The sequence below is a fragment of the Collinsella sp. LCP19S3_H3 genome (assembly GCF_052119145.1).
Lineage (GTDB): Bacteria > Actinomycetota > Coriobacteriia > Coriobacteriales > Coriobacteriaceae > Collinsella.
The window spans coordinates 30089-55564 of record NZ_JBQKFW010000011.1; the positions used below are offsets into that span (position 1 = coordinate 30089).

The 25476-nt window shown below is 60.5% G+C and carries 19 protein-coding genes, 4 tRNA genes and 1 pseudogene; 14 read left to right on the top strand and 10 right to left on the bottom strand.

Annotated elements, in window-relative coordinates; translation table 11 throughout:
• Positions 1–301: 301 nt before the first annotated feature.
• From ACTQZF_RS06875 to ACTQZF_RS06885, 3 genes are all read right to left on the bottom strand, one after another.
• A complete protein-coding gene (locus ACTQZF_RS06875; RefSeq protein ID WP_195838532.1) occupies positions 302–595 on the bottom strand; it encodes a DUF6485 family protein in 294 nt (97 codons plus the stop codon).
• Positions 596–816: 221 nt separating this feature from the next.
• Complete coding sequence (gene trpS / locus ACTQZF_RS06880; protein ID WP_441056267.1) at positions 817–1866, bottom strand: tryptophan--tRNA ligase; 1050 nt, start codon at positions 1864–1866, stop codon at positions 817–819.
• 159 nt (positions 1867–2025) lie between these two features.
• Positions 2026–3225 (bottom strand): MraY family glycosyltransferase, encoded by a 1200-nt coding sequence (locus ACTQZF_RS06885; RefSeq protein WP_441554893.1) that lies wholly within the window; start codon positions 3223–3225, stop codon positions 2026–2028.
• A 533-nt stretch (positions 3226–3758) separates the two neighbouring features.
• On the opposite strand from ACTQZF_RS06885, the gene ACTQZF_RS06890 reads away from it, so the two are divergent.
• The 5 genes from ACTQZF_RS06890 (at position 3759) to proB (ending at position 8323) form a co-directional block, all read left to right on the top strand.
• Positions 3759–4697 (top strand): radical SAM protein, encoded by a 939-nt coding sequence (locus tag ACTQZF_RS06890; protein ID WP_441554894.1) that lies wholly within the window; start codon positions 3759–3761, stop codon positions 4695–4697.
• Positions 4698–4929: 232 nt separating this feature from the next.
• Positions 4930–5002 (top strand) — tRNA-Ala (locus ACTQZF_RS06895).
• A 65-nt stretch (positions 5003–5067) separates the two neighbouring features.
• A complete protein-coding gene (locus ACTQZF_RS06900) occupies positions 5068–5526 on the top strand; it encodes a hypothetical protein (protein ID WP_441554895.1) in 459 nt (152 codons plus the stop codon).
• Between the two features lie 84 nt (positions 5527–5610).
• Positions 5611–7116, top strand: coding sequence for a nicotinate phosphoribosyltransferase (locus tag ACTQZF_RS06905; protein WP_441554896.1), 1506 nt, complete (start codon positions 5611–5613; stop codon positions 7114–7116).
• A gap of 79 nt (positions 7117–7195) precedes the next feature.
• Positions 7196–8323: a glutamate 5-kinase gene (proB, locus tag ACTQZF_RS06910; RefSeq protein ID WP_441554897.1), complete on the top strand. Its 1128-nt coding sequence runs from the start codon at positions 7196–7198 to the stop codon at positions 8321–8323.
• A 99-nt stretch (positions 8324–8422) separates the two neighbouring features.
• Here proB and ACTQZF_RS06915 read toward each other — a convergent pair whose 3' ends face one another.
• Positions 8423–9841, bottom strand: a complete 1419-nt coding sequence (locus ACTQZF_RS06915; RefSeq protein WP_441554898.1) for an alpha/beta fold hydrolase — start codon at positions 9839–9841, stop codon at positions 8423–8425.
• Between the two features lie 113 nt (positions 9842–9954).
• Between ACTQZF_RS06915 and ACTQZF_RS06920 the strand changes: the two genes are divergently transcribed.
• Entirely contained in the window at positions 9955–11241 is a 1287-nt protein-coding gene (locus ACTQZF_RS06920) for a glutamate-5-semialdehyde dehydrogenase (RefSeq protein ID WP_441554899.1), read from the top strand.
• Positions 11242–11412: 171 nt separating this feature from the next.
• Entirely contained in the window at positions 11413–12012 is a 600-nt protein-coding gene (locus tag ACTQZF_RS06925) for an HD domain-containing protein (RefSeq protein ID WP_427747469.1), read from the top strand.
• 170 nt (positions 12013–12182) lie between these two features.
• Here ACTQZF_RS06925 and ACTQZF_RS06930 read toward each other — a convergent pair whose 3' ends face one another.
• Together ACTQZF_RS06930 and ACTQZF_RS06935 are read right to left on the bottom strand one after the other, a co-directional pair.
• A complete protein-coding gene (locus ACTQZF_RS06930) occupies positions 12183–12941 on the bottom strand; it encodes a transposase (protein ID WP_441554900.1) in 759 nt (252 codons plus the stop codon).
• A gap of 355 nt (positions 12942–13296) precedes the next feature.
• Positions 13297–13782 carry a CarD family transcriptional regulator gene (locus tag ACTQZF_RS06935; RefSeq protein ID WP_154518254.1) on the bottom strand — a complete coding sequence of 162 codons (486 nt, stop codon included), beginning with the start codon at positions 13780–13782 and terminating at the stop codon, positions 13297–13299.
• 342 nt (positions 13783–14124) lie between these two features.
• On the opposite strand from ACTQZF_RS06935, the gene argS reads away from it, so the two are divergent.
• The 4 genes from argS (at position 14125) to ACTQZF_RS06955 (ending at position 21554) form a co-directional block, all read left to right on the top strand.
• Positions 14125–15978: an arginine--tRNA ligase gene (argS, locus tag ACTQZF_RS06940; RefSeq protein WP_427796045.1), complete on the top strand. Its 1854-nt coding sequence runs from the start codon at positions 14125–14127 to the stop codon at positions 15976–15978.
• A gap of 788 nt (positions 15979–16766) precedes the next feature.
• Positions 16767–19337: a transcription termination factor Rho gene (rho, locus tag ACTQZF_RS06945; RefSeq protein WP_441554901.1), complete on the top strand. Its 2571-nt coding sequence runs from the start codon at positions 16767–16769 to the stop codon at positions 19335–19337.
• Positions 19338–19649: 312 nt separating this feature from the next.
• Entirely contained in the window at positions 19650–21098 is a 1449-nt protein-coding gene (locus ACTQZF_RS06950; protein ID WP_441554902.1) for a hypothetical protein, read from the top strand.
• Between the two features lie 6 nt (positions 21099–21104).
• Positions 21105–21554, top strand: coding sequence for a VanZ family protein (locus ACTQZF_RS06955; protein ID WP_427794116.1), 450 nt, complete (start codon positions 21105–21107; stop codon positions 21552–21554).
• Between the two features lie 113 nt (positions 21555–21667).
• On the opposite strand, the gene ACTQZF_RS06960 is transcribed toward ACTQZF_RS06955, so the two are convergent.
• On the bottom strand, positions 21668–22558 hold the full coding sequence (locus tag ACTQZF_RS06960; protein ID WP_441554903.1) for an ROK family protein: 891 nt from the start codon (positions 22556–22558) through the stop codon (positions 21668–21670).
• Positions 22559–22698: 140 nt separating this feature from the next.
• Positions 22699–23880: a pyridoxal phosphate-dependent aminotransferase gene (locus ACTQZF_RS06965; protein ID WP_441554904.1), complete on the bottom strand. Its 1182-nt coding sequence runs from the start codon at positions 23878–23880 to the stop codon at positions 22699–22701.
• 165 nt (positions 23881–24045) lie between these two features.
• Between ACTQZF_RS06965 and ACTQZF_RS06970 the strand changes: the two genes are divergently transcribed.
• From ACTQZF_RS06970 to ACTQZF_RS06980, 3 genes are all read left to right on the top strand, one after another.
• Positions 24046–24122 (top strand) — tRNA-His (locus ACTQZF_RS06970).
• 22 nt (positions 24123–24144) lie between these two features.
• A tRNA-Lys gene (locus tag ACTQZF_RS06975) sits at positions 24145–24220 on the top strand.
• Positions 24221–24263: 43 nt separating this feature from the next.
• Positions 24264–24339, top strand: a tRNA-Lys gene (locus ACTQZF_RS06980).
• A gap of 193 nt (positions 24340–24532) precedes the next feature.
• Here the strand turns inward: ACTQZF_RS06980 and dinD are convergent.
• Together dinD and ACTQZF_RS06990 are read right to left on the bottom strand one after the other, a co-directional pair.
• Positions 24533–25255 (bottom strand): annotated as a pseudogene (gene dinD, locus ACTQZF_RS06985) (DNA damage-inducible protein D); the annotation flags it as partial.
• Between the two features lie 60 nt (positions 25256–25315).
• Positions 25316–25459: a hypothetical protein gene (locus tag ACTQZF_RS06990; RefSeq protein ID WP_441554905.1), complete on the bottom strand. Its 144-nt coding sequence runs from the start codon at positions 25457–25459 to the stop codon at positions 25316–25318.
• Positions 25460–25476: the final 17 nt, after the last annotated feature.

Sequence of the window (25476 nt, forward strand, 5' to 3'; positions counted from 1 at the left end):
GTTTAACGCGGTTAACTTATGCAGAAGGTGTGACGGTGCGGTTTGATGCTGCAAAGTAAACAAAGGTGAACTATATTGTATGCAGCAACGGAGCAGGCCGTAGGCGACGAAAAAGCCTGCCCTGTTGAGTTTGATTCGCATTCCTCCCCTCTGTGCGATTCAACGGTGTACTTCAGGAAAGCGCCCGTCGGCTGCCATGGTCGGCGGGCGCTTTCCTGTAAGCATGGGGCAAACCCATCAGGTCTGTTATCCCATAATGAGGTACTGACGTTTGGTTTTAGGGGGGCACTAACTTTGATTGTTAGTCCCGCTTACAGCAACCGATCTTGGTAAATCCCTGCGGCGCTTCTTCGCCTGCGGGGATTCTTGGGCTGTCGCTTCCCAGATATGCTTCTACATGCCGCGCGAACGCTTGCCACGACCACTCGTCTTTATCGGCCTCAAGCCGATCGGGAGAAATCGCGTTGAACAGGCACGTTGGAATCTCGTGCTCGTGCAGATTCTTAGCGATACACGGTGTGCAGCCCTTCTCGTGGTTGACAGGGTTAAATGGGCATTTCCGGTCGTTGCAGGTACAAAACGCAACTGAGCTCATGGGACTCCTTCCGGTCGGTCGGGTCTGCCGTAAAAGCTGCCGCATGTTAAACAATAGGGTGTCATTGCTTAACAGGATATAGCCTCAAGGTGCTTGCGACTTAGGGGTTCTGCCAAGCGGCTGAATATCTCGGCGACCGACCTCTGAAGAAAACAAAACCGCCGCAACGAGGATTGTGCCAATCGCGGCGGTTTAGCTTGAGTGTTGTTTATTGCTCTCGACTAGTACACCATGCCCATGGCGTCCTGAACCTCTGCCAGGGTCTGCTCGGCGATCTCGTTGGCACGACGGTTGCCCTCGTGCAGGACGTCCTTCACATAGTCCAGGTCGTTCTCGTAGCGCTGGCGACGCTCGCGGATCGGTGCGAAGTACCCGTTGACGGCCTCGGTCACGTACTTCTTGAGTTGGCCAGAGCCGCCCATGCCAATCTCCTCGGCAATCTCGACCTCGGAACGGCCGGTGCAGATGGCAGCGGTCGAAAGCAGGCCGGACACGCCGGGGCGGTTCTCGGGATCGAACGTAATCATGCGCTCGGAGTCGGTCTGGCTCTTCTTGATGCGCTTGGCCGTCTCCTCGGCGGTCATCGAGATATTGATGGCGTTGCCGTAGCTCTTGCTCATCTTGCGGCCGTCCAGGCCGGGCAGCAGCGGGGTCTCGGACAGCAGCGCGTCGACCTCGGGGAACACCTTGCCGTAGCGGTTGTTAAAGCGGCGGGCGATGGTACGGGTGAGCTCGATGTGCGGCAGCTGGTCGCGACCGACGGGCACAACGTTACCCTTGCAGAACAGGATGTCGCAGGCCTGGTGTACCGGATAGGTGAGCAGAAGGCCGGTGAGCTCGTGGCCCGAGGCCTCCATCTCGGCCTTGACGGTGGGGTTGCGCGCCAGCTCGGCCTCGGAGACCAGCGACAGGAACGGCAGCATGAGCTGGTTGGCGGCGGGCACGGCGGAGTGCGTGTAGATCATGGTCTTGTCGGGGTCGATACCGCAGGCAAGGTAGTCCATGACCATGTTATACACGTTGTCCTGGATGTGCTCGGTGGTGTCGCGGTCGGTGATGACCTGGTAGTCGGCAATGAGCACGTTGGTCTTGGCGCCCATATTCTGCAACTCCACGCGGCCCTTGAGGGTGCCAAAGTAGTGGCCTAGGTGCAGACGGCCGGTGGGGCGGTCGCCGGAAAGCATGGTGAACTTCTCGGGCGTCTTGGCCAGGCCCTCGCGAATGGCGTTGCTCTTTTGCAGCGCGACTTCGTAGCTGTTCTCGTTTGGCATGATTGCTCCTAACGTATGTTCATGGGTCAAGATGATAACGCGTTTATTGAGAGGGGCGGGCGAAAGTGGGCAAGGGGGTGGTAAGGCGAGACATGCGTGGCGGTCGAGGCGCGGTCACGAGCGGCCGACGGTAAGCAGAGCGACCTTCTGCAGCAAACCTTAATGCCTGTGGTGGCGCTCTCCCTTACGCTCCTCGGCCGCTTGCTCCTCCTGCTTAAAGGCGGGGTCGTCGGGGGTTATCAGCTCGTCTTCGTGCGTGCGCTTGTTGTAATGGTGGCGTAGCACGGGCTCAAACAGGTGCAGGTGCTTGGCGAAGGCTGCCGAGCCAATGCCAAGGACGGTAAAGATGAGCACGCGCATGGGGACTTCGACCTGGTTGATGGCGGCCGCACCGGCCGAAAGCAGGACACACCAGGCATAGATAAGCAGCACAGCCTGCTTTTGGTTATAGCCCTCTTGAATGAGGCGGTGGTGGATGTGGCCTTTGTCGGCCTGCCCAATGCTAATGTGGGCGCGCTTGCGGCGCACGATGGCGCTAAACGTGTCGATGATGGGCACACCGGCAACGATGAGCGGAATGATAAGCGAGGTGAGCGCGGCAGTGCGGCTCACATTAAGCAGCGAAATGGAGCCCAGCGCAAAGCCCAGCAGCAGCGACCCCGAGTCGCCCAGAAAGATGCTCGCGGGGTTGAAGTTGTAGCGCAAGAAGGCCAGGCAGGCGCCAAACAACGCGATGGAGAGCGCGGCGGCATCGATGCGGCCCGAGAGAACGGCCATCGAGAACATCGTGAACGATGCGATGCCGCAGATACCCGTCGCCAGGCCGTCAAGGCCGTCGATGAGGTTGATAATGTTGGTGAACGCCACCAGGTAGATCACGGTGATGGGATAGGCGAGCCAGCCGAGCATAATCTCGCCGGGGGCAACCGGGTTGACGATGACGCCGATTTTTAGGCCACCCACGCAGGCGATGAGCGCGGCGAGGACCTGGCCGGCGAGCTTTTGCTTGGGCTTAAGCTGGAAGACGTCGTCGATCGCGCCGGTCGCAAAAATGACGGTAAAAGAAAGCGCCAGCATGGGGTAGCTAATGTGCAGGCGCGGATGCGGGACCAAGACGGGCGGCCAGCCCAGATGCCAGGTGCCCATAATCTGAACGATGCAGGCGACGACCAGGCCCAAAAAGACCGCCGTACCTCCCAAGCGCGGGATGGGCTTGGTGTTGATACGGCGTTTTGAAGGATAGTCAACGGCGTCGAGCTTGATTGCCAGACGTTTAACCAGGGGCACCGTGAGGAAGGTCGTGATATATGCCGCGGCTGCCACGCAAAGGAACGGTATGTAGCTCGTGGATGAAGCCATGTATCAAAAACCGCCAAGCGTCGAAGGAAAAGGTCAAAGGATGCCATGCCGCAAAGGGTATAGCTGACCCATGATACTCGACAAAAGGGGTGCGGGGAATCGCGCCAATCGATAATCACGTGCTTACCAGATATTGGGATGTTGGCGGGGGTTCTGCCGAGTGCCGTTGGGTGTCATACGGGATCTGCGATGGCTATTTTTGGCAAAAACGGCAAAAGAAAACCACCCCCCACGTTACGAAAATGAACCCACCTAAAACAGGTGGGTGCCCTCATCGACCGTTCCAGCGTCCTTAACAACGAAGGATACCTGTACTACGTACGACTGTGTGGGCTCCCTAAATAAACGCGACGGTTCACCCAGTTGCTCCGCGGGGGGCGGAATACCTATATCATAAAGCTGCACTTTATCGATTCCAGTCTTGACATTACAAAAATCGTGTCGGACGATTACGGCGCCTTGGGCTCGAGCCGTCTGCGCGGTTGGTCCTTTTGCGTTTGAGCTGCTGAATCGTTGTTTTGGAGCATGTTTTTATGCCGACGTCGTTGACCGAACTTTTTTCGCCCGCCTGCCATTTGTGTCCGCGCCGTTGCGGTGTGGCGCGCGATGAGGGTGCGCGCGGCGTATGCGGTGCTAACGACACGCTCAAGGTGGCCCGTGCGGCGCTTCATATGTGGGAGGAGCCGCCTATTTCGGGCGAGGCCGGTTCGGGCACGATCTTCTTTAGCGGCTGCTCGCTCAAATGCGTCTATTGCCAGAACCACGAGATCTCGACGGGCAATTTTGGGCTTGAAATTTCGCCTGAGCGCCTGGTCGAGATTATGTTGGAGCTGCAGGATCAGGGTGCAAACAATATTAACCTGGTGACGGCGACGCACTACGCGCACCTGCTGCCGGCTGCGATTGCCGCGGCACGGGCGCGCGGGCTGGTTGTTCCAATCGTCTACAACACGAGCGGTTATGAGCGCGCGAGTGCCGTGGCGGCGCTCGGCGATCTGGTCGATGTGTGGCTAACCGACTTTAAATATGCCGATGCGGGGCTTGCGCAGTCGCTCTCCCACATTAAGGACTACCCGCGTGTGGCCGTGTCGGGTTTGGCGCAAATGGCGCGCGAGATTGAGCGCCGTGGGGGAGAGCTGGTGGACGAGGACGGGCTCATGAAGCGCGGCATGATCGTGCGTCACCTGGTGTTGCCGGGGCATGCGGACGATTCGTGTCGCGTGTTGGACCTGGTGTGGCAGACGGTGGGTGATGTGCCGATCTCGGTCATGAACCAGTACACGCCCAACGCGCTCATGCGTGAGCAGGGCGGCGACCTGGCACGCGCCGTGACGCGCGAGGAGTACGAGCGGGTGCTCGACCATGCCGACGACTTGGGCTTTACGACGATGTTCTGGCAAGAGGGCGGCGCGGTAGACGAGAGCTTTACCCCAGCGTTCGACACCACTGGCGTCCTCACCAGCGCAAAGTAGCTCTTTTGAGCAGTCTTTTTGGGACGGGGCTATTTTAGCTGCCCCTGCCGTTAATCGTCCAAATCGTTTTCGCTATCTGCCTGGGTAGCTAAAAAAGCCCCGTCCCAAAAAGACTGCTCCCGGTGGGGGTCGAGCTACCATCCGAAAAGTAGTCAAAAAAGCCCCGTCCCAAAAAGACTGGGTATTGGGCGTTGACAGCTGGCGAGCCGTAGGTAAAATATCAACTTGTCCTGGGGACGTAGCTCAGTTGGGAGAGCGCTGCCGTCGCATGGCAGAGGCCGAGGGTTCGACTCCCTTCGTCTCCACCCTTGGATTTGATAAGCCGCTGACATTGTGTCGGCGGCTTTTTTTAAAAAGAAAGGGCTGCACTATGGCCGAGCTTGATTCCCAACCATTGTCCGACGAGGAGCGCGCCGAGTTGGAAGAGCTCCGCGCTGAGAAGGCCCGCCGCGAGGCCCAGGAAGAGGCCCGTCGCGAGCGTGAGGAGCTGGCTGCCTTGCGTGCCGAGCATGCGAAGGCTGAGGAGGCTGCCGCGAGCGCCGCATCCGAGCCGGCGCCCGCGCCCGCGCTCAAGCCCGCCGCTGCGAAGCCTGCGCCTGCTGCACCCAAGCCTCAGCCTAAGAAAGCCACTCGTCCCAAGCCCGTCGATTCCAAGCCGAGCCGTGATGAGATGACGTTTGCCCAGCGCATGGTCACTTCTAAGGAGCCCACGGCCGAGGGCGAGATCCCTGGTATGGCCCCGGCTCAAAAGATCATCATCGCGCTCGCCTTGGTCGCGTTTGTCGTCTTTATGGGCTACACGATCATGACCAGCATGGGCCTGCTCTAACCGATTTGTATCGGGCATCATGTCCGCATGCTCTGCTCTCGTCCAACCCTCAACCTCCGCACCACGCATTCGAAAGGTCGCCCCATGGCTTTGACCGACATCTCGCATCCCACCGACATTGCAATGCTCACCGATCTGTACGAGCTCACTATGGCCCAGGGCCTGTGGGAGAGCGGCAAGGCCAATGATCAGGGCTGTTTTACCGCGTTTTACCGTGACCATCCGTTTGGCAGCGCCTACGCCGTCATGTGCGGCACCGCCGAGCTGCCCGAGCTGGTCGAGAACCTTCGCTTTACGCCCGAGGATATTGACTACCTCGCATCGCTCCAGGCCCCGGCCGGCGGCGCGATGTTCAAGCCTGAATTCCTCGACTACCTGCGCGATTTTCGTGCGCATGTAAACATCGACGCCGTCCCCGAGGGCGAGCTCGTCTTTCCGCGCGAGCCCATGGTGCGCGTCACCGGCCCCGCGCTGGAGTGCCAGCTGCTCGAGACGGCGCTGCTCAACATCGTCGGCTTCCAGACGCTTGTCGCCACCAAGACGGCGCGCGTGGTGTTGGCGGCGGACGGCCGTCCCGTGGCCGAGTTTGGCCTGCGCCGCGCCCAGGGTCCCGATGGCGGCCTGGCCGTCGCGCGCGCGAGCTACGTTGCCGGCTGTTCCTCTACGTCCAATGTGCTCGCCGGTCGCCGCTACGGTATTCCCGTCTTTGGCACGCATGCGCACAGCTGGGTGATGAGCTTCGATTCCGAGCTCGAGGCCTTCCGTGCCTTTGCCAAGTCGAGCCCCAAGAACTGCACGCTGCTCATCGACACTTATGATGTGCGCGAGGGCTGCGAGCATGCCATTACGGTTGCCAAGGAGATGGAGGCGGCGGGCGAACGTCTGTCGGCCATTCGCATCGATTCCGGCGACCTTGCCAAGCTGTCCAAGTATGTCCGCGGCCGTTTTGATGCCGAGGGCTTGCCCTATGTGGGGATCTCGGTTTCCAACGATCTGGATGAATACACGATTCAGTCGCTGCTCGACCAGGGCGCGCCCATCGATAGCTTTGGCGTGGGCACTAAGCTCGCGACCTGCTACGACCAACCGGCGCTGGGCGGCGTGTACAAGCTTTCCGCCCGCCGTGCGAGCGAGGCGGACCCGTGGACGCCGGTGGTCAAGCTCTCCGAGCAGCCCTACAAGCGCACGATTCCGGGCGTGCAGCGCGTGCGCCGCTATTACGACGGCTTTGGCGGCCCGGTCTGCGACATGATCTATGACGAGGACCATCTGGCGGGGGAGGGCGCCGCGCGCGGCAATACCCTCGTGGCCGTGAACGATGCCGCTCTAGTGACCGACGTGTCCGAGCTTGAGTATCGCGAGCTGCTGGCGCCGATCGTGCGCGATGGCAGCGCTGTTGCCCCGCGCGAGAGCATCGAGGCCGCACGCGAGCGTTGCGCTTGGGCGCTGGACCATCTGGATCCGGTCTACAAGCGCTTCCTGTACCCGCAGACCTATGTGGTGGGCATGGAGCAGGGCTTGGCGCAGGTGCGCGACGAGCTCGTGCGCAAGAACATGGCCGCGGCTTCTGCCTTCCCCTGGGCTCGCTAATTTTGTTGGGTGTAGGGTGGAATTACGTTCCCTCGGCCGTCAGCTCGTCCGAACCCTCAACAGTTGATTGGTTTGACGTATGACGACTTCTTATAAAACGATGGTGGTAAAGATCGGTTCGTCCACGGTGGTGGGCGCCGATGGCAAGGTCAACCGCGCCTTTATCGGCGGGCTTGCCGATCAGGCTGCTGCCCTGCGCAAGCTCGGCTGGCGTCTGGTCGTGGTGAGTTCGGGCGCCATTGCCTGTGGCTATCCCGTGCTGGGCTTTGACCGCAAACCGGTCGGTGACCTGCCGAGCCTGCAGGCCTGCGCCTCGGCCGGTCAGTGCATCATCTCGTCGGCCTACGACGAGGAGTTCCATGCGCGCGACCTGCTTACCTCGCTCGTGCTGCTCACGCGTCACGACACGGCCCGTCGCACGTCCTATCTGCACGCGCGCGACGCGCTGCTGCGTCTGGTGGAACTGGGCGTGGTGCCGGTCGTCAACGAGAACGACACCGTTACCGTCGACGAGATCAAGTTTGGCGACAACGACACGCTGGCGGCGCTTGTGGGCTGCTTGGTTTCTGCCGACCTGTGCGTGACGCTCTCGGATATCGATGGCCTCTATACCGCCAATCCGCACGAGGACCCCACGGCCGAGTTCGTCCCGGTCGTGCATAAGATCGATGCCAAGATTATCGCCTCGGCGGGCGATTCTTCCACATCGGTTGGCACAGGCGGCATGATTACCAAGATCCGCGCGAGCCGCATCCTGATGACGGCGGGCATTCAGAGCGTGATTTGCTCGGGCGAGGAGCCCGATGCGCTCGTGCGCCTTGCCCGCGGCGAGAGCGTGGGTACGCTGTTCGATCCGCCGGCGGAGCGCCTGGACATTGCGCCCCGCAAGCTGTGGATTGCACTGGGCGACAAGGCGCATGGCTCGGTGACGGTCGATGACGGCGCCGCGAAGGCGCTGGTCAGCCGCGGTTCTTCCCTGCTTGCGGTGGGTATTCGCAAGGTCGATGGCACGTTTGCCGAGGGCGATGTGCTCGACGTGTGCGACCCGAGCGGTATGGTCGTCGCCCGCGGTATCGCCGAGACCGATTCGGACGTGCTGGAGCTTGCAGCCGGACGCCGCCAGGACCAGATTGCCGGCAACCGCTTGCTGGCAGACTTGGCCGAGAAGCCCGCGATCCACCGAGACAACTTGATCGTCTTTGCATAAAGAAAGACAGCGCTGCGGATCGTTTCCCGCAGCGCTGTCTTTCTCGTGCCGGCACTTGGGGACGTTTCTTATGTGCCGGCAGGTGGGGACACTCCTTTGCTAGAAGATCTGGCGCAGGTCTCCGCGGTTGAGGGCCTCGTCGAAGAGGTGCTTGAACACCATGCTGCCGTGCAGGCCGTCGTGCTCGAACTCGTTGGTCACCCAGGCGTGTGAGTTGCCCACGCGGCTGAGCGTGTCGAGCTGCAGGCCCGAATCCACGTACATGTCGTCGAAATACACCGCGGCTTGGAGCGGCACCTCGTTGCAGGCCAGGCGCTGCGGGTCGTAGATCTTGTCCCAGCTGGTGTCTTCCATCAGCAGGTCCATGGCGGGCTTGAAGGGCTTGAGCTCGGGCATCTGCTCAAACATCCACGGGAACATGGCCTCGCCGGTAAACATGAGTGGGCGCGCGAGGGTGTCGAACTCGGCACGATGGGCCTTTTCCTCGGCGGCTGCCCAGCCAATGGGCATCGTGTCGCCATCGGCGTAGATGAACTCCTGCAGCGTCCAGTACAGCGGATTCGTGCGCGTGTTGGTGCGCTCGAAGGCGCGCATCAAAAAGCTGTCTGATACCGAGGATCCGCAGCTCAACGTGCCGTCGCCGTCAACAAACGCGTGGTCGATAATCCAGTGCATGCGCTCAAAGCTCGGCTTCATGCCAAAGTCGCTGCCCATGAGCTGCAGGCGCTCGACCGTCATCGGCGAGCCGTCGGGCAGCGCGGGCTTTTGCTCCTCGAGGGCATCTGCCAGGGCCGCCACGCGCTCGACGTCGGCGGGGTAGCGGTCGTAATACTGCTGAGTCTTGGCCGCCATACGCGGGAAGGTGTGCGCGTAGACCTCGCTGGCACTCGCCGGCACGTGCGGAATGCCACCGCAGGTAAAGCTCGCCGCCACGCCCTCGGGGAAGAGCGACAGATAGCTCAACGTCAAAAAGCCGCCGTAGCTCTGGCCGAGTGTGACCCAGGGCTTGCCGCCAAAGCCCACCAGGCGCAGGTACTCAAAGTCGCGCACGATGGAGCTGGCGAGGTGGCGCTTGAGGAAGTCCGCCTGCGAGCGGGCCGCATCGGAGCCTGCCGCCTCGGCGCGCTCGCCCAGTGCGGCAATCGTGCGCCCGTCTACACAGCTGCTGCGCCCGGTACCGCGCTGGTCGGGCAGGACGACGCGGAAGTGCTTGACGGCCTCCTCGATCCAGCCGTCGCTTGTGGGCGACAGCGGACGCGGGCTCTCTCCGCCGGGGCCGCCCTGCAAAAAGAGGAGGAGTGGCAGGTCGTCGTTGATACGGTCGGGAGCGCAAACCACGCGGTAGAAAAGCTTGATGCTCTCGGGTGCGCCGGCGATGGGCGCCGGCATGGCGCCGCGGCGCATGGTGCTGCCGAAGGCCAAAAGCATTGGCTCCAGGCCGCGCCAATCCAAGGGGACGTCGATGCTGTGGTCCTCGACATAGAGGCCGGGGACGTGGTACGAAGTGATGAGGGCCATGCGGTACTTCCGTTCGTTGCGGTGTTTCGGGTTGACCAATTCTACCGCCGCCAGCGAGGATGCGCACAAATCGGCTACCATGGTTGGCAAACTTCTAAGAGAAAGGGCCGCCCATGTCGGTCGATATAGCCACGTATGTCCACGATCTTGCCGTTGCCGCCAAGGCAGCGTCGGCCTCGCTTGCCACGGCGAGCGACGAGCAACGCCAGGAGGCCGTGCGCGTCATGGCCGCGGCGCTGCGCGATGGCGTCGATTCCATCGTCGCCGCCAACGAGCTCGATATGTCCGCTGCGCGCGATGCGGGGACCTCGGCGGGGCTCCTCGACCGTCTGCTGCTGACGCCCGAGCGCGTCGAGGGCATGGCCGCCGGCCTGGAGAAGCTCGCTGAGCTGCCCGATCCCGTCGGCCGCGTGCTCGACCACCGTGTACTTGCAAGTGGTGTGGACCTCACCCGCGTGAGCGTGCCGCTGGGCCTGGTCGCCATGGTCTATGAGGCGCGCCCCAACGTGACGGCCGATGCCGCGGGCATCTGCATCCGCACCGGTAACGCCTGTATTCTGCGCGGCGGTTCGCTGGCCTATCACTCGTGCGCCATGATTGCCGAACTGCTGGCCGATGCGCTCGAGGCCAAGGGTTTTCCGCGCGAGGCTATCTCGATGATCGAGTCCACCGATCGCGAGGCCACCGGCGAGCTCATGAAGCTTCGCGGTATCGTCGACGTGCTTATTCCGCGTGGCGGTGCGGGCCTGATCCAGCGCTGCGTGCGCGAGTCGCTTGTGCCGGTTATCGAGACGGGCACGGGAAACTGCCACATCTACGTGCATGAATCCGCCGACTTTGATAAAGCGCTCAACATTATCGTCAATGCTAAGACTCAGCGCGTGGGCGTGTGCAACGCCGCCGAGTCGCTGCTTGTGGACCGCGCCGTGGCAGATTCGTTTTTGCCGGCGGTCGTGGCCGTGCTGCACGACCACGGCGTGCTGATTCACGGCGACGGGGCCGCGTGTGCCGCATGCGCCGACGCCGGTCTTGCCGAGGGCGATGACTTTGTTGCCGCAACCGAGGAGGACTGGGGCCGCGAGTACCTGGCGCTCGAGATGAGCGTGAAGGTCGTGGCGAACGAGGACGAGGCCATCGCGCACATCAACCGCTATGGCACTATGCATTCCGAGGCCATCATCGCCGAGGACGCGGACGCTTGCGAGCGCTTCTTGGATGAGATCGATGCCTCGGCCGTGTATGCCAACGCCAGCACGCGCTTTACCGACGGCGGCGAGTTTGGCCTGGGCGCCGAGATCGGCATTTCGACCCAAAAGCTCCACGCCCGCGGCCCCTTTGCCGCCGAGGCCCTCACCACCTACAAATACAAGCTCCGCGGCACCGGCCAGGTCCGCCCCTAAACCTACCAAAAAGGGACAGGTTTATTTTGGCAGGTTTTATCTGCGGTTTTGCCGGGCGACGCGTTCGCCCGGCTTTTTTCTCCGTATGCCTTTTCTGCCTTTCGGCTTGAGCCGCGGCGATATACGATAGTGACACCGTGTCTTAGCACCGACTCACCTGGAGGTATTGCCATGTCTCAGACGCTTTCCGCCGGAATCACCCGCGACCGTGCGTTCGAATTGCTCAACGAGCACAACAAGGACCCGTTCCACATCACCCACGGCGAGACGGTCGAGGGCACCATGCGCTACTTTGCGCGCGAGTTCGACCCCGAGAACGAGGAGTTTTGGGGCATCGTCGGACTGCTGCACGACTTGGATTGGGAGGAGCATGAGGACGACCCCGTGAACCACACCATCTATGCGGCCGAGATCCTCGAGGGCGAGGGTGCATCGCCCGAGCTCATCCGCGCCATCCAGACGCATACCTCGGACTTCAACACCTCGCTGCCCAAGCCCGAGCTGCAGATGGAAAAGATCCTGTTTGCCTGCGACGAACTTACCGGCCTGATCGGGGCTGCCGTGATCATGCGTCCGAGCAAGAGCGTCATGGACTTTACGACCAAGTCGCTCAAGAAGAAGTTCAAGGACAAGCGCTTTGCCGCCGGCTGCTCGCGCGACGTGATTACGCAGGGCGCCGAGATGCTGGGCTGGGAGCTCCCCGAGCTTTTCGACCGCACCATCGCGGCCATGCAGTCCTTCGCGCCCGACCGCGACACCTTCCAGGCTTAACCTGCCAAAAAGGGACAGGTTTATTTTGGCAGGTTTTATCTGGGAAAACGCTCCCGTTGAACGTTATTCAGCGGAAGCGTTTTCTGTTTAACATGGTGGCGCTTGCGAATGGCGGCGCCTCGCGGCAGGCAGCTGCGCTTCGCCGTATCCGTAACTCGGTAAACGCGACGCTAGGACGCGTTCTTGATAATCCATGTTCCGAGTCCTGTCAACAGCTGAACCTGCTTAACGGTTAGCCCTTGTTTTCGAAGCGCGAGAATCGCCTCGTTGCGAAGTGGCTTGGAGACGGATTTGAGTTCCGTCGGATCGCATCCTGCGACACTCTGCACGATTGCCGTGCCAAATTCGCATAGATCTTCCTCGCGAACCTTGGCTGTTGCGCTGGGGCGATAGGGAAGCGACGGCGCACTTTCCATGAGCTGAAGGTATGAGCGAGGCGTTGGGAATAAAACACCGACAACGCTGCCGGTGACATGCGGCCGTGACCTGGCGCTCATTAGATACTCGCGATGGCTGCTCCAGGGATATTCGTCGTATGCCGCCAGTCCTGCTTTTTGTGGATTCAGATGAATGTATCGAATTGCCTCAAGTAAATATGCTTCCGACTTAATGGGCGAATCCCAAAACCGCTCCTGAAACACGTGGCCGACATGCCCCGTCCGCGCATTGTACCTGCCCGCATACGATACGGCTACCGCGTGCATCGCGTCGCTTTTTCGGTCGTCCGGGTCGTCGATGAGCAGATGAATATGGTTTCCCATAAGGCACCAAGCGATAAGCTCGATATTGTGTTTGGGGAGGATTGCATCGAGGATCTGAAGCATAGCGATTCGGTCCTCGGTATCGTCAAACAGCAATTGCCCTCCGTTTCCACGCAACGTGACGTGGAAATAACCGGTTGGTGACTTTGAACGAGGTTTTCTCGGCATGGTCCCTCCTTTAGCTTGGATGGGCTGAAGATACCTCATTCGGAGGCTTCGGTTGTCGAGATTCAGTTTACCGACTATAGCTGCTACCTGCCGAAATGTTATTGCGTTTTCAAATTGATGCTTTTTAATGGTAATTGAGCAAGACGGGTGCGCTTGTTGCGGATACGGGCGTTGGTTGCGTCGATCTGGACGGCCCTCGCGTGATGTCATCACAAATGGGCTTCACGCATTTTCGCGGCGATAGAAAAATGGCCGGGGCTTACAAACAAAACGGAGCACCCGGCCGTTTACCAATTGTTTGTTGACGTTTGGCCAGATAAAACCTGCCAAAATAAACCTGTCCCTTTTTGGCAGGTTAGTTGAGGGCGGCTTGGGCTAGGCGGGCTTCGGCGTCTTCCTCGGTGACGCCCAGGGCCACGGCAATCTCCTCGATGGAGCGGCGCTTGGCTTCCTTGAGTACGCGCATGTAGTAAGAGCTGGGTTTTTTATCTGCTTCCTCGGCCTGGCGAATACGGTGCATCATGGTTTTTGCCACGCGGACCGTCTCGGGCGCACCCAGCTTGAGCTGCTGCTTAAAGTGCGTCTCCTCGAGCGAGCTGTTGCGCTCGGTAAAGGTGTCGCACTCCAGCTCGTCGTAATGGCTCAGTAGGTGCTCGGCATCTTGCTGGGAGATGGCGGCATGCAGACGGTCGGCCTGCGCCACGGGGTACATGAGGATCGTCTGCGCATGTCCCTGCTTGGTCTCGAGCAGCAGCATGGGCTGCGGTGTGTCTTCCCTAAAACCGACGACGGTGCAGACTCCCTGACCCGGATGAATGACGTGTTGACCGATTGAGAACATGCTACCTCCAACTTATACGAATTTACGTATGTCTAGAATACCACGCTGACGTGCGCAAACCCTTACTTTATGCAGGAAAAGCACACAAATCCGATAGGTAAGAGTATTCGATATTCTGAGCTGCCCATGCAGATGTTTATGCATTTTCGGCGGGTGCACAATCAGCAGGCAGACCGGCATCTTTGAATGGCCTTGCGACAACTGTAGTCAATTTTGTGCATATGCATTATCGATTGACTTTACCCTGCGACAGTAGTTACCGCTTGTGATAGAGTGCTGCAAACTCTGGCTTTTGCCCTACGAGTGACCAAGAGCTCGGGGGCTTTAACACAAGGAGGATCTATGCCCGAGAAGATTGAAGAGCTGGTACGCGCTGCGCTTGCTGCGGCCCAGGAGGCCGGCGACCTTTCCGCATTTGAACTTGACGATTGCGCTATCGAGCGACCGGCTGACACTTCTCATGGCGAGTGGACCTCCACCATGGCCCTGAAGTCTGCCAAGCTGGCTCACTGCGCCCCGCGCAAGATCGCCGAGGCCGTCGTTGCCCATATGCCCGAGGATCCCGCGATCGAGAAGGTCGAGATCGCCGGCCCTGGCTTCATCAACTTCTACCTCTCCGTCGCCGTCAAGAACGCCATCTTCGGCGAGGCTCGCGAGAAGGGTATGGACTTCGCTAAGTCCAACGTCGGCGGTGGCCTGAAGACCCAGGTCGAGTTTGTCTCCGCCAACCCCGTCGGCCCCATGCATATTGGCCATGGCCGTTGGGCCGCTCTGGGCGACTCCCTCTGCCGTGTTATGGACCATGCCGGTTACGATATCCAGCGTGAGTTCTATATCAACGACCACGGCTCTCAGATGAACACCTTCGGCAACTCCATCAGCACGCGCTATATGCAGCTTGCCGACATCATCGCCAAGCAGGGCGTGGATATCGACGAGGCTCACAAGCTGCTGATTGCCGACCGCGATGCCTTTGTTGCCGACGAGAACGACGAGCATCCCGAGACCCATCCGTATCAGGACAACTTTGCCGAGACTCTGGGCAAGGATTCCTACGGCGGCGACTACATCATCGACGAGGCCGCCGAGTTCTGGCGCACCGACGGTGACAAGTGGGTCGACGCCGATCCGCAGGAGCGCATGGAGAGCTTCCGCGAGCGCGGCTACGTAAAGATGGTCGACAACATGCGCGACCTCTGCCATGCCGTCAACTGCGACTTCGATCGTTGGTTCTCCGAGCGCTCGCTGTACGTGAAGGACACCGAGGGCGAGACCGCCGGCACCTCCGCCGTCGACCGCGCTTTCGAGAAGCTCGACAAGATGGGCTACCTCTACACCAAGGACGGCGCTCTGTGGTTCCGCTCCACCGACCTGGGTGACGACAAGGACCGCGTCCTGATCAAGTCCGACGGCGAGTACACCTACTTCGCCTCCGACGTTGCCTATCACTGGGACAAGTTCCAGCGCGTCGACCACGTCATCGACATCTGGGGCGCCGACCACCATGGCTACATCGACCGCGTCCGCTGTGTCTGCGACGCTCTTGGCTATCCTGGCAAGTTCGAGGTTCTGCTGGGCCAGCTCGTCAACCTGCTGCGCAACGGCAAGCCCGTCCGTATGTCCAAGCGCAAGGGCACCATGGTGACCCTGCAGGAGCTTGTTGACGAGGTCGGCTCCGACGCCGCCCGTTACACGCTCATCTCCAAGAGCTCCAACCAGATGGTCGACTTCGACATCGAGGCCGTTAAGAAGCGCGATAACTCCAACCCGGTCTACTACGTGCAGTACGCTCACGCCCGCGTGTGCTCCATTCTGCGCCGTGCTGCCGACGTTACGCCCGAGCAGGCTGACGAGATGGGCATGAAGGCCGTCGCCGCCAAGGCCATCGGCGAGAACGTCGACTACTCGCTGCTGACCGACCCCACCGAGCTTGCCCTTTCGCGTAAGCTCAACGAGCTCACCGACCTCATTGCCAGCTGTGCTCGCGACCGTGCCCCGTTCCGCCTGACGCACTTTGCCGAGGAGCTCGCCGGCGACTTCCACAGCTTCTACGCTGCCTGCCAGGTGCTTCCGAGCGAGGGCCGTCCCGTCGACCCCGAGCTCTCGCGCGCCCGTCTGGCCGCTTGCGACGCCGTCCGCGTGACGCTCGCCCTGGTGCTCACTCTGGTTGGCGTTTCTGCGCCCGAGCAGATGTAATCTACGGGTCGTTTGACCGTGTAGGTTTGGCTTTGCTGAGCCCTATAAGCCCGATCTCCATGCGGAGGTCGGGCTTTTTGCGTTTGGAGGGGCTTTTTGGCGTGTTGAAAAATGCTACAAAAACGCAACTATACCGGTTTACGGGGCTGAATCGCTGCCTGGCGACCATAGCAACAGCAGCGAAAATAAAATCGCAGGTAGACGGCTTGCCGAATATTAAAAATGCAGGGTATGGTTGGCTTACGCCGTTCTTGCACCGTAATCCGCGATCGTTTTGAAAACGACCCCTTGGGGACGGAGGAAAACGGATCATTTTTGTCCGGTGGGAGAGCGGTGCGAAACCGTCCGCCACGAATCGGGCTTATCTACTACGTTTAGTCGCATACCCCGAACCATGCCGAAAAGTACGATATCAAAACCGCAGGTAGCGGGCTTGCGATTTTAGGAAGATCGAGGGGATGGTCAGGGGTCGCGGGTCAAACGTAGTAGATAGGCGCGTTTCGTGGCGCGGCTATTTCGGATGCCACGGCTTCACTCCTCTGGTGCGACAGAGGAAGCGCTTTTGAGGGAGAGTGTCCCTTTTGACCAGTTGTATAAGAACGTCCAATGACTAAGTTGCAGGTGGTGGCGGTTGTGTTACACTAACGCTGCGTATTTGACGCAATCATCTCGATACAGATCAATGATGTCCGTTGTGTTTTGAACGGAGCTAGACTGTTTAGCCGCCCTGAAGGTTTATGCAGGGAGCATGTGATCACAGGGCTTTAAAAGAAAGTTGAGCAAACACTGTGTCTGATCAACAGCAAGAAAATGAAATAAGCACGGCACAAACCACTCCTGCTGCACCGGTTTCGTCGGACCAGATCGCGAAACCCGCACCGTCGCAGGCGTCGGTCCCCGAGACACACCAGAACGCTGCCTCGGCTTCGAGTGAGAACCCTGTTCCCGTCGCACCTGTTACCGGGGAGGAGGCTGCGCCCGTGAAGCCCAAGCGCACGCGTCGTGTGGCCAAGCCCGCTGCGGATGGCGATGAGGCTGCAAAGCCCAAACGCCGCACCACGCGCACGACGCGTGCCAAGCGTCCGGTTTCCGCCGAGGTGTCGGCGCCGCTTTCAGATGAGGTTGCGCAGGCCCGCGCGCTTGCGCAGATCAGCGAAGCCCAGGTTGTTCGTGCTCGCCGTCGTGCCGCAGAGCGCGATGCCGCGGCTCTGACCGAACTCGCGGCTCCGTCCGCCCCCGAGGCGCCTTCGGCTCCGGCTCCCGAGCAGGCAGCAGAAAAGCCGGCTCCGCGCACGCGCCGTCGCACGGCGGCCAAGGTCCAGCAGGCTGCCGAGCAGGCTTCGTCCGATGCCGCCGAGACCCCGGTTCGCTCTGCGGCGGAGGAGGACGCTTCCTCTGCTGAGTCTGTCGTGCCTGCCGAGGCCGGCGGTGCATTTGTCGTCGATCCTGCTTTGCGCCCGCATCGCCGCGGCCGCAAGCCCAAGGCATTTGTCGAGGCGGAGAAGGCGGCCGCTGCCGCGGCTTCTGTCCAAGATGCCCCGGCGTTCGTCGAGCCTACAGCGGCTGTCGTGGTTTCGGCCGAGGGCGCTGATGTTCCTGAGGTCGCTGTTTCTGCCGCTGCCGAGCCTGCCGACGTTCGTCCCGGGCGCAGCCGTCACACCGCAGCCAAACGCCCAGCTAAGGCAGAGGCGAAGTCCGGCGCCGAATCTGCGGTAGCTGAGTCTACCGAGGCGAGTGTCGACACGACTCCCGAGACGGAGGGCGCCGATCGGTCGGCAGGCGAGAAGCCCAAGCGCACGCGCAAGAAATCTTCCAAGACCAAGTCTGCCGAACAGCAGGGGGATGCTGAGCAACAGCCCGAGTCCGACGCTAAGTCGGACGGCGAGACCCCGGCGACCGCCGATGCGCCCACGACGCCTGTCGTCGAGAGCGCTGAGGCCGAAGAGGGTTCCCGCCCCAACCGTCGTCAGCACAAGCGTAACGATGAGCGCAGCGAGCGCAAGGATGATCGTAACAACGACCGCCGCAGCCGTCAGCGCGATCGCAAACAGCGCAACAAGGAGCGCAGCGCAGCTCCGACCGAGCCAACGCTTTCGCGCGAGGAGCTCGCGGCCATGAAGGTCGCCGAGCTGCGCGAGAAGGCCAAGGAGTTCGAGATTGAGACGACCGGCAAGAAGAAGGCCGAGCTCGTCGAAGAGATCTACACCACAGCCGCGAAGGCCGAGGGCTTCCGCGATATTAAGGGCATCCTGCAGATTCGCCCGGACAGCTCCGGCATCATCCATGCCCACGGCTACATGAAGTCCAATGACGACGCCTTCGTGCCCGCCTACCTCATCCGCTCCGCGCGTCTGCGCACGGGCGACGTGATTGAGGGTTCTCTTCGTCCCTCGCGCGGCGGCGACAAGCGTGCCGGTCTCGCCAAAATCACGACCGTCAACGGTCTTGATCCTGAGCAGATTCGCAATCGCCCCAAGTTCGGCGATCTCACGCCGGTCTACCCCAATGAGCCGCTGCGCATGGAGCATGGCAAGGATTCCATTACCGGTCGCGCCATCGATATCGTGTCGCCGATCGGCAAGGGCCAGCGTGGCCTGATCGTGTCACCGCCCAAGGCCGGTAAGACTACGATTCTCAAAAAAATCTGCCAATCCATCTCGATCAATAACCCCGAAGTGCACCTCATCTGCCTGCTCGTCGACGAGCGCCCCGAAGAGGTTACCGATATGCAGCGCTCCATTGAGGGCGAGGTCGTGGCCTCCACCTTCGATATGCCCGCCGACAACCATACCCGCGTGGCCGAGCTCGTCATCGAACGCGCCAAGCGCATCGTGGAGCTGGGCGGCGACGTCGTGGTGGTTCTCGACTCCATCACGCGTCTTGCCCGTGCGTACAACCTGGCGGCGCCCGCCTCGGGCCGCATCCTTTCGGGCGGCGTCGATTCGGCGGCCCTGTATCCGCCCAAGCGCTTCCTGGGTGCTGCCCGCAATATCGAAAACGGCGGCTCACTCACCATCCTTGCTTCCGCCCTTATCGATACCGGCTCCAAGATGGACGAGGTCATCTTTGAGGAGTTCAAGGGCACCGGCAACATGGAGCTCAAGCTCGATCGCGATCTGGCCGACCGCCGCATCTTCCCGGCCATCGACCCCGTTGCCTCGGGCACGCGCAACGAGGACCTGCTGGTCGACGAGCAAATGCGTCCGTTTGTCTTTGGCCTGCGCCGCATCCTCGCCGGCATGAACAATACCGAGCGCGCGGCAGCGTCGTTTATCAAGGGCCTTAAGGGCACTAATACCAACCAGGAATTTTTGGTGCGTTCGGCAAAAAAGCACAGCGACTACGAGCAGACGTTCTAGTCCGTCCGCTGCACGCGACAGCAACCATAGACATGCCAGAAGGGCCGGGGTTTAGATCCTGGCCCTTTTCGTATAGCCGCTCGCCAACGATTATTGACCTCACGACCGGCAAGCAGCGATTTTCCCGTTTCAATTCCGCTTCGTCGCTTGCAATCCCCAAGGGGGTTTCGCATAATAGCAGTTAAGCTTCGCGACGGAAAACGCAGATGAAACGAACCATATACCGTTGCTTTGGGGCATAGCCCCGCTTCATCTTCTCTCGCGCAGCCAACTGAATGACGCGATTTGGGTGCTGGAAGATGGGGAGAGCTCATGGCTTCTTCTGATGCAACACAACGAGCAGTCCTTGCCGGACTTTCCTGCGGGATCGGCCTTGCCGCACCCGTGGTCGTGTATGCCGCTACACTGCCGTTTTCGTCAATCAACGAGACGGTTGTCGCGGGTGCTGTTCCCTTTGCCGTGGGCGCAGTGGCCGGCGTGGGTATCTATGCCGCCTCGCTGGGTATCTCTGAGTATCGTGCGGAGCACGATGGCCGCCTGTTTGAGCCCGATGCCGTGGGCGGCGCCGCTCAGTTTAGTCGGACCTACAACGAGTTCAAGACCGCCTCGATTCCCGCTCAGCAGGAGGAGGCCGCTCCCCGGGCTGCTGCGCCTGTCACTTTGGACGAGCAGGGTCAATCCTCTTCGCTTCTTTCCGGTCTGACCGGCGCGTTTCAGCGCCGTCATGCCGATGATGGCGTTCCGACCATCGCCCGTGCCGCCAACGCCATGGACGAGGCCGATGCCTGGGCTATGATCGATAGCATGCTCGACGACGATTCGCCGGTTAGCTGCGATCCCGCTCGCTCGCGCGATGTCTACCAGGTCGCAATTGACGAGCTCACAAACGGTGAAAAGACTGGCTCCTATAACCGCGACGACATCGCTGCTGCCGCACGTGCCGTCTCGGGCTCTCATGCCGCCCCTGCGGGCAGCACTGCAGCTTTCGTGGCGCTTGTGGCCAACGCTGCCAACAATGCCGCCTATAACGGTGCTTCTTCGGCTGCGTACGACTCTGCCGCGGCGGCCGCTTCGACCGGCCAGCAGGGCGCGGCTCAGCCGGCTCCTGTCGCCGACCCCTTTGCCGATGAGCCCCTGGTTGTCGACGAGGAGACCATCGCCGCTCGTCGTGCTGCCGAAAGCTCGCTTTGGGGCGCTTCGGCCCAAATGCAGGCCGCGGAGGCGGTGCCGTACAACGCCAAGCTCGCCAGCATGCCCATCATTTCCGATGGCAAGGGTGTGGATCTCGCCGATTTGGACGAGCCCGCCGCCATCACTGCCTCTATCGATGCCCAGAATCGCGTGGATACCGACAGTCTCCCCGATGCCTCCCTCGAGGAAGATATCCCCATGGCCGATTATTCGGGCCACGAGAACATGTGGGCCGCCGCTATGGCGATCATGGCCGAGGTCGCCGAGCCCGCCCCCGCGCCGATGCCCACGCCTGCAGCCTCACCTGTCTCGGTTGCTCCCGTCTATGTCGGCCGCCACAGCTCCGTGTTTCCCGAGGATACCGCGCGTATCTCGCGCGAGAGTATCGAGCGCGCCGAGGCTATCGCCGCCGGCGTTATGGAAAACCGTCGCCACGAGCGCGTCAATCAGATCCTCGAGGAAGAGATCGAGCGCCTGCAGTCCTCTACCGCCAAGCGTACGGGCCGTGCCTATTTGAGTGTTATCGAGGGCGGTACCGCCAGTTTTACGCCGCTTCGTGCCGAGGCCTAGTTCTGCATGATTAAGATCGATCGTAAGTGGGCGGTTGCGGCCTGCGCCATGGTGTTGCTGATCTGGGGCAATTCACTGGTTCCCGGCACGGGGTCCGGCTCACTGAGCTTGGCGATCATGGAGGACGTCCGCGGGTTTTTGCATAGCTTGAGCCTGCCGTATGAATGGGTAACCAACTTTGTCGTCCGCAAGTGCGCACACTTTACCGAGTATATGGTGCTCGGTGTTTTGGTGACACATGCCTTTGATATCGAGGGTCGACGCACTTTTGACAGACTGCTTCCCACGGTGGTTTTTCTGTTGCTGGTCCCCTCAATCGACGAGACGATTCAGTTATTTGTGCCGGGGCGCGCCGGCATGATCACCGACGTGATGATTGACTGCTGCGGAGCGGCTACCGGCGTCGTGCTCCGATATCTCCTCCGATCGCTTGTATGCACCAAAAAGGCCGCCTAGGATGTTTTGCTTGGTCCTAGACGGCCTTGTGCGTTTGGGGGCCCTGCAGGGCGCGATAGCGTTGTCTGCGCGTTATACGAGCCCGGCAATACCGTGTGTCGTTGGTGCACCCTTTACTGGAGCGCCTGTGCGCCAAGGGCCAGACAGCCCATGATGCCCTGCTTACCCTCGAGGCTGTTGTTGACAATGTAGGTATCGATGTCGTTGACCTCGGGCGTGACGATATAGCCGTTGAGCATCTCGGCGCACTTTTTGCGGGCGAGAGGCACGATGGGGGTGTGGTCGGCCACGCCGCCGCTGATGATGATCTTTTGCGGCGCATAGCACAGCGTGTAGGTCATGAGCGCCTGTGCCAGGTAGCCTGCGAGCAGGTCCATGGCCTCCGGGTCATCGGCCATGTCTCCGGCGCTTTTGCCATCCCAGCGCTTTTTAATGCCGGGGCCTGCGATGAGGCCCTCGAGGCAGTTGTCGTGGAAAGGACAGCCGCTGTGCTCGCCGATGGTGTCGCGCGGATCGCGTGTGACCAGGATGTGCCCTGCCTCGGGATGCATCATGCCATGAACGAGCTGGCCGCCCGAGAGCACGCCGGCGCCCACACCGGTGCCGATGGTCAGATACACCACGTCGGTGAGGCCCTGGGCGCAACCAAAGGTGACCTCGCCCAGGCAGGCGACGTTGACGTCGGTGTCGTAGCCACAGGGAATATTGAGCTCGTTTTGGATGGTGCCCAGCAGGTCAAAGTAGCGCCATGCCGTCTTGGGCGTCTCCAAGATCTTGCCGTATTGGGGCGAGGCAGGGTTGACTGCGGTGGGGCCAAAGGCGCCGATGCCCAGCGCGGCGATGCCCTTGTTTGCAAACCATGCGTTGACGGCCTCAACGGTCTCCTGCGGGGTCGTGGTTGCGATCTGCTCACGCTCCAGAACCGTACCGTCTGCATAGCCCGTGGCACAGACCATCTTGGTGCCGCCGGCCTCGAGCGCTCCGATAAGCTGCTGCTCTGCCATAGTATTCCTCCCCCTGGGACGAGTTGCTCCGTGACTAAAGTATAGCGCTTTAAACAAATTAAGAAAGCGCTATAAAAAGAAGCCCCGCAACGCGCGTGCGGTGCGGGGCTTCTTTGGGTGCTTTAGTTGCCGGGCCGTCCTTACCCGCGCGGCTTGATTTTATCGCGTAGCGACTTGAGGTTCTCCAGTGCCGCGTTAAGCGTCTCGTCTCGCTTGGCAAAGTGGAGGCGAATCAGATGGTTGACGGGCTCCCGGAAGAAGCTCGATCCGGGCACGGCGCCCACGCCCACCTTAGACGCGAGGTCCTCGCAGAAGTCGAGGTCGCTGTCATAGCCAAACTCAGAGATGTCCATCATGACGTAGTAGGCGCCCTGCGGCACGTTATGCTCAAGACCGATGCTATCGAGCCCCTGACAGAAAAGATCGCGCTTGGCTGTGTAGAGATCGAGGACCTCCTGGTAATAGCTGTCGTCGAAGTTGAGGGCGGTGACGACGGCTTCCTGCAGGGGAGCGGCGGCACCCACGGTGAGGAAGTCGTGGACCTTCTTGATGCGCTCGCTAATCTGGGCCGGGGCGATGGTGTAACCCAGACGCCAGCCGGTGATGGAGTACGTCTTGGATAGCGAACTGCAGCTGATGGTGCGCTCGAACATGCCGGGCAGCGTGGCCATATAGACGTGCTCGTGGGGCGCGTAGACGATGTGCTCGTACACCTCGTCGGTGATGCAGTAGGCGTCGTACTTTTTGCAGAGGTCGGCGATAAAGGTGAGCTCATCGCGCGTAAAGACCTTGCCGCAGGGATTGGAAGGGTTGCACAGGACGATAGCCTTGGGGTCGTTGTCGCGGAAGGCCGCCTCGAGTGTCTCGCGGTCAAAGTCGAATGTGGGCGGGTTGAGCGGCACGTAGATGGGCTCGGCACCCGAAAGGATTGTGTCGGCGCCGTAGTTCTCGTAGAACGGCGAGAAGATGACGACCTTGTCGCCGGGGTTGGTGGCCGTCATCATGGCAGCCATCATGGCCTCGGTGGAGCCGCAAGTGACCACGATGTTCTGGTTGGGGTCGATCGGCATGCCCATAAAGTGCTCCTGTTTGGCGGCAAGCGCCTCGCGCATGGCCTGGGAGCCCCAGGTGATGGAGTACTGGTGGTAGAGCGGTTTGGGATCGGTGGCGATGGTGTTCAGGCTCTTGAACAGCTGCGCTGGGGGATCAAAGTCGGGGAAGCCCTGCGAGAGGTTGACGGCGCCGTACATATCGGAGATGCGCGTCATGCGGCGGATGACCGAATCGGTAAACGTTGCCGTGCGATTGGAGAGTTCTTTCATGCTTGTCCTTTCGAACATCGGGGTGGGGCAAGTTTACTCCTATGGAACCGGTGGGATTTGTTCGAAATGGATCCGAAAAACTCTTTTCAAAATTCTTGAAAATTGGGGCTTGCGTCGCGTGGCGTTCCTTGCAATAATAGTCGAGCGCGAAGCGCACAGGACACGGTGGGTGTAGCTCAGTTGGCTAGAGCGACGGGTTGTGGTCCCGTAGGTCGAGGGTTCGAGTCCCTTTACCCACCCCAGTTCTTGCTTCGTGTTGATATCGGGTCGTTAGCTCAGTTGGTAGAGCAGGGGACTCTTAATCCCAAGGTCCAGGGTTCGACCCCCTGACGGCCCACCACACGATATCTCCTCTAAAGTCCGCTACTACGGACTTTAGCTTTGGGTCGTTAGCTCAGTTGGTAGAGCAGGGGACTCTTAATCCCAAGGTCCAGGGTTCGACCCCCTGACGGCCCACCAAAGCATGTTAAGACGGTCAGCGAAAGTTGGCCGTCTTTTTTGTTGACCTCGCATGGGGTCGAACCCGAAAGGGCGCGGAGCTGAGGAAACGCGTAAGCGTTTGCCAGCGCAGCGCGCAAGGCGCGAAGCGCCGCAGCGGCCGCCTGCGCAGCAGGCTGACCCCCTGACGGCCCACCAAAGCATGTTAAGACGGTCAGCGAAAGTTGGCCGTCTTTTTTGTTGACCTCGCATGGGATCGAACCCGAAAGGGCACAGACGCTTTACAAGTCGAGCCTGCCCTGGGGGTCGGTGAATCCGTCTGTGCCTCCTTGAGTTTTTTCTCGTCTGCTTTCACGCGACGTTCGAGCTTCTTTGTATCCTCGGCAGGCGGTAGATTCTCGGGGACAATTCCACGGTCGATGAGGCTGCCACGTACGCTTGTGTTGTTCTCGACGTGCTCTTGCTTGATCTGGTCCAGACCGTACAGGTCGTGTTCCTCGGCGTTGAAGGGCGTCATCGAGTTCGTAAGGTCCTTTGCTTTGATGAGGACATCGGCTAATCTGTCCGCCAATGCCGCGCTCTTGGGTACGCCGAGCTGCTGCTTCATTTCCGCCGTGCTTCTGCCGCCGAATAACGCTTCATCGCCCTTCGACTTGATGATCGCGAATCCTTTGGAGTCCACGCCGCGTTTGAACGCAATACTCGAGAGCTGTTTCTCTGAATCGGATAGCGAGTGGCGCGCCTGCAAGCGCTGAATCTCTGCGAAGCGCTGTTCTATGAGCTCTTGGCGGCGCGTCTGCACGGCAAAGTATGCCTGGGCGAGCGCGATCTCTGGCTTGTTTGAATCTCCGTTCTGTGCGATTAAATAGCATGCATAGCGAGTAAGTTTGTAGTCTTTAACCGCGCGAGCGGCGACACCGGCTGTTACCATTTTCGTGGTATCACGAAAATGGGAATCAACTGGAGTTTTGTTTGTTTCGCACGAGACTTTTGCCCTCTAAACAACTTCGGCGAAGTTCTCCCATCGAGTGTATCCCATGGGTTCCATTAAATCGCGTGCGAGCCAATACTCAACGCCGTCTTCCACATTGGCGGAGCTATCAAGTTTGACACGCCACTTCTCGATATCACGACTGTCCATATCTCCTCCCCGCTGGT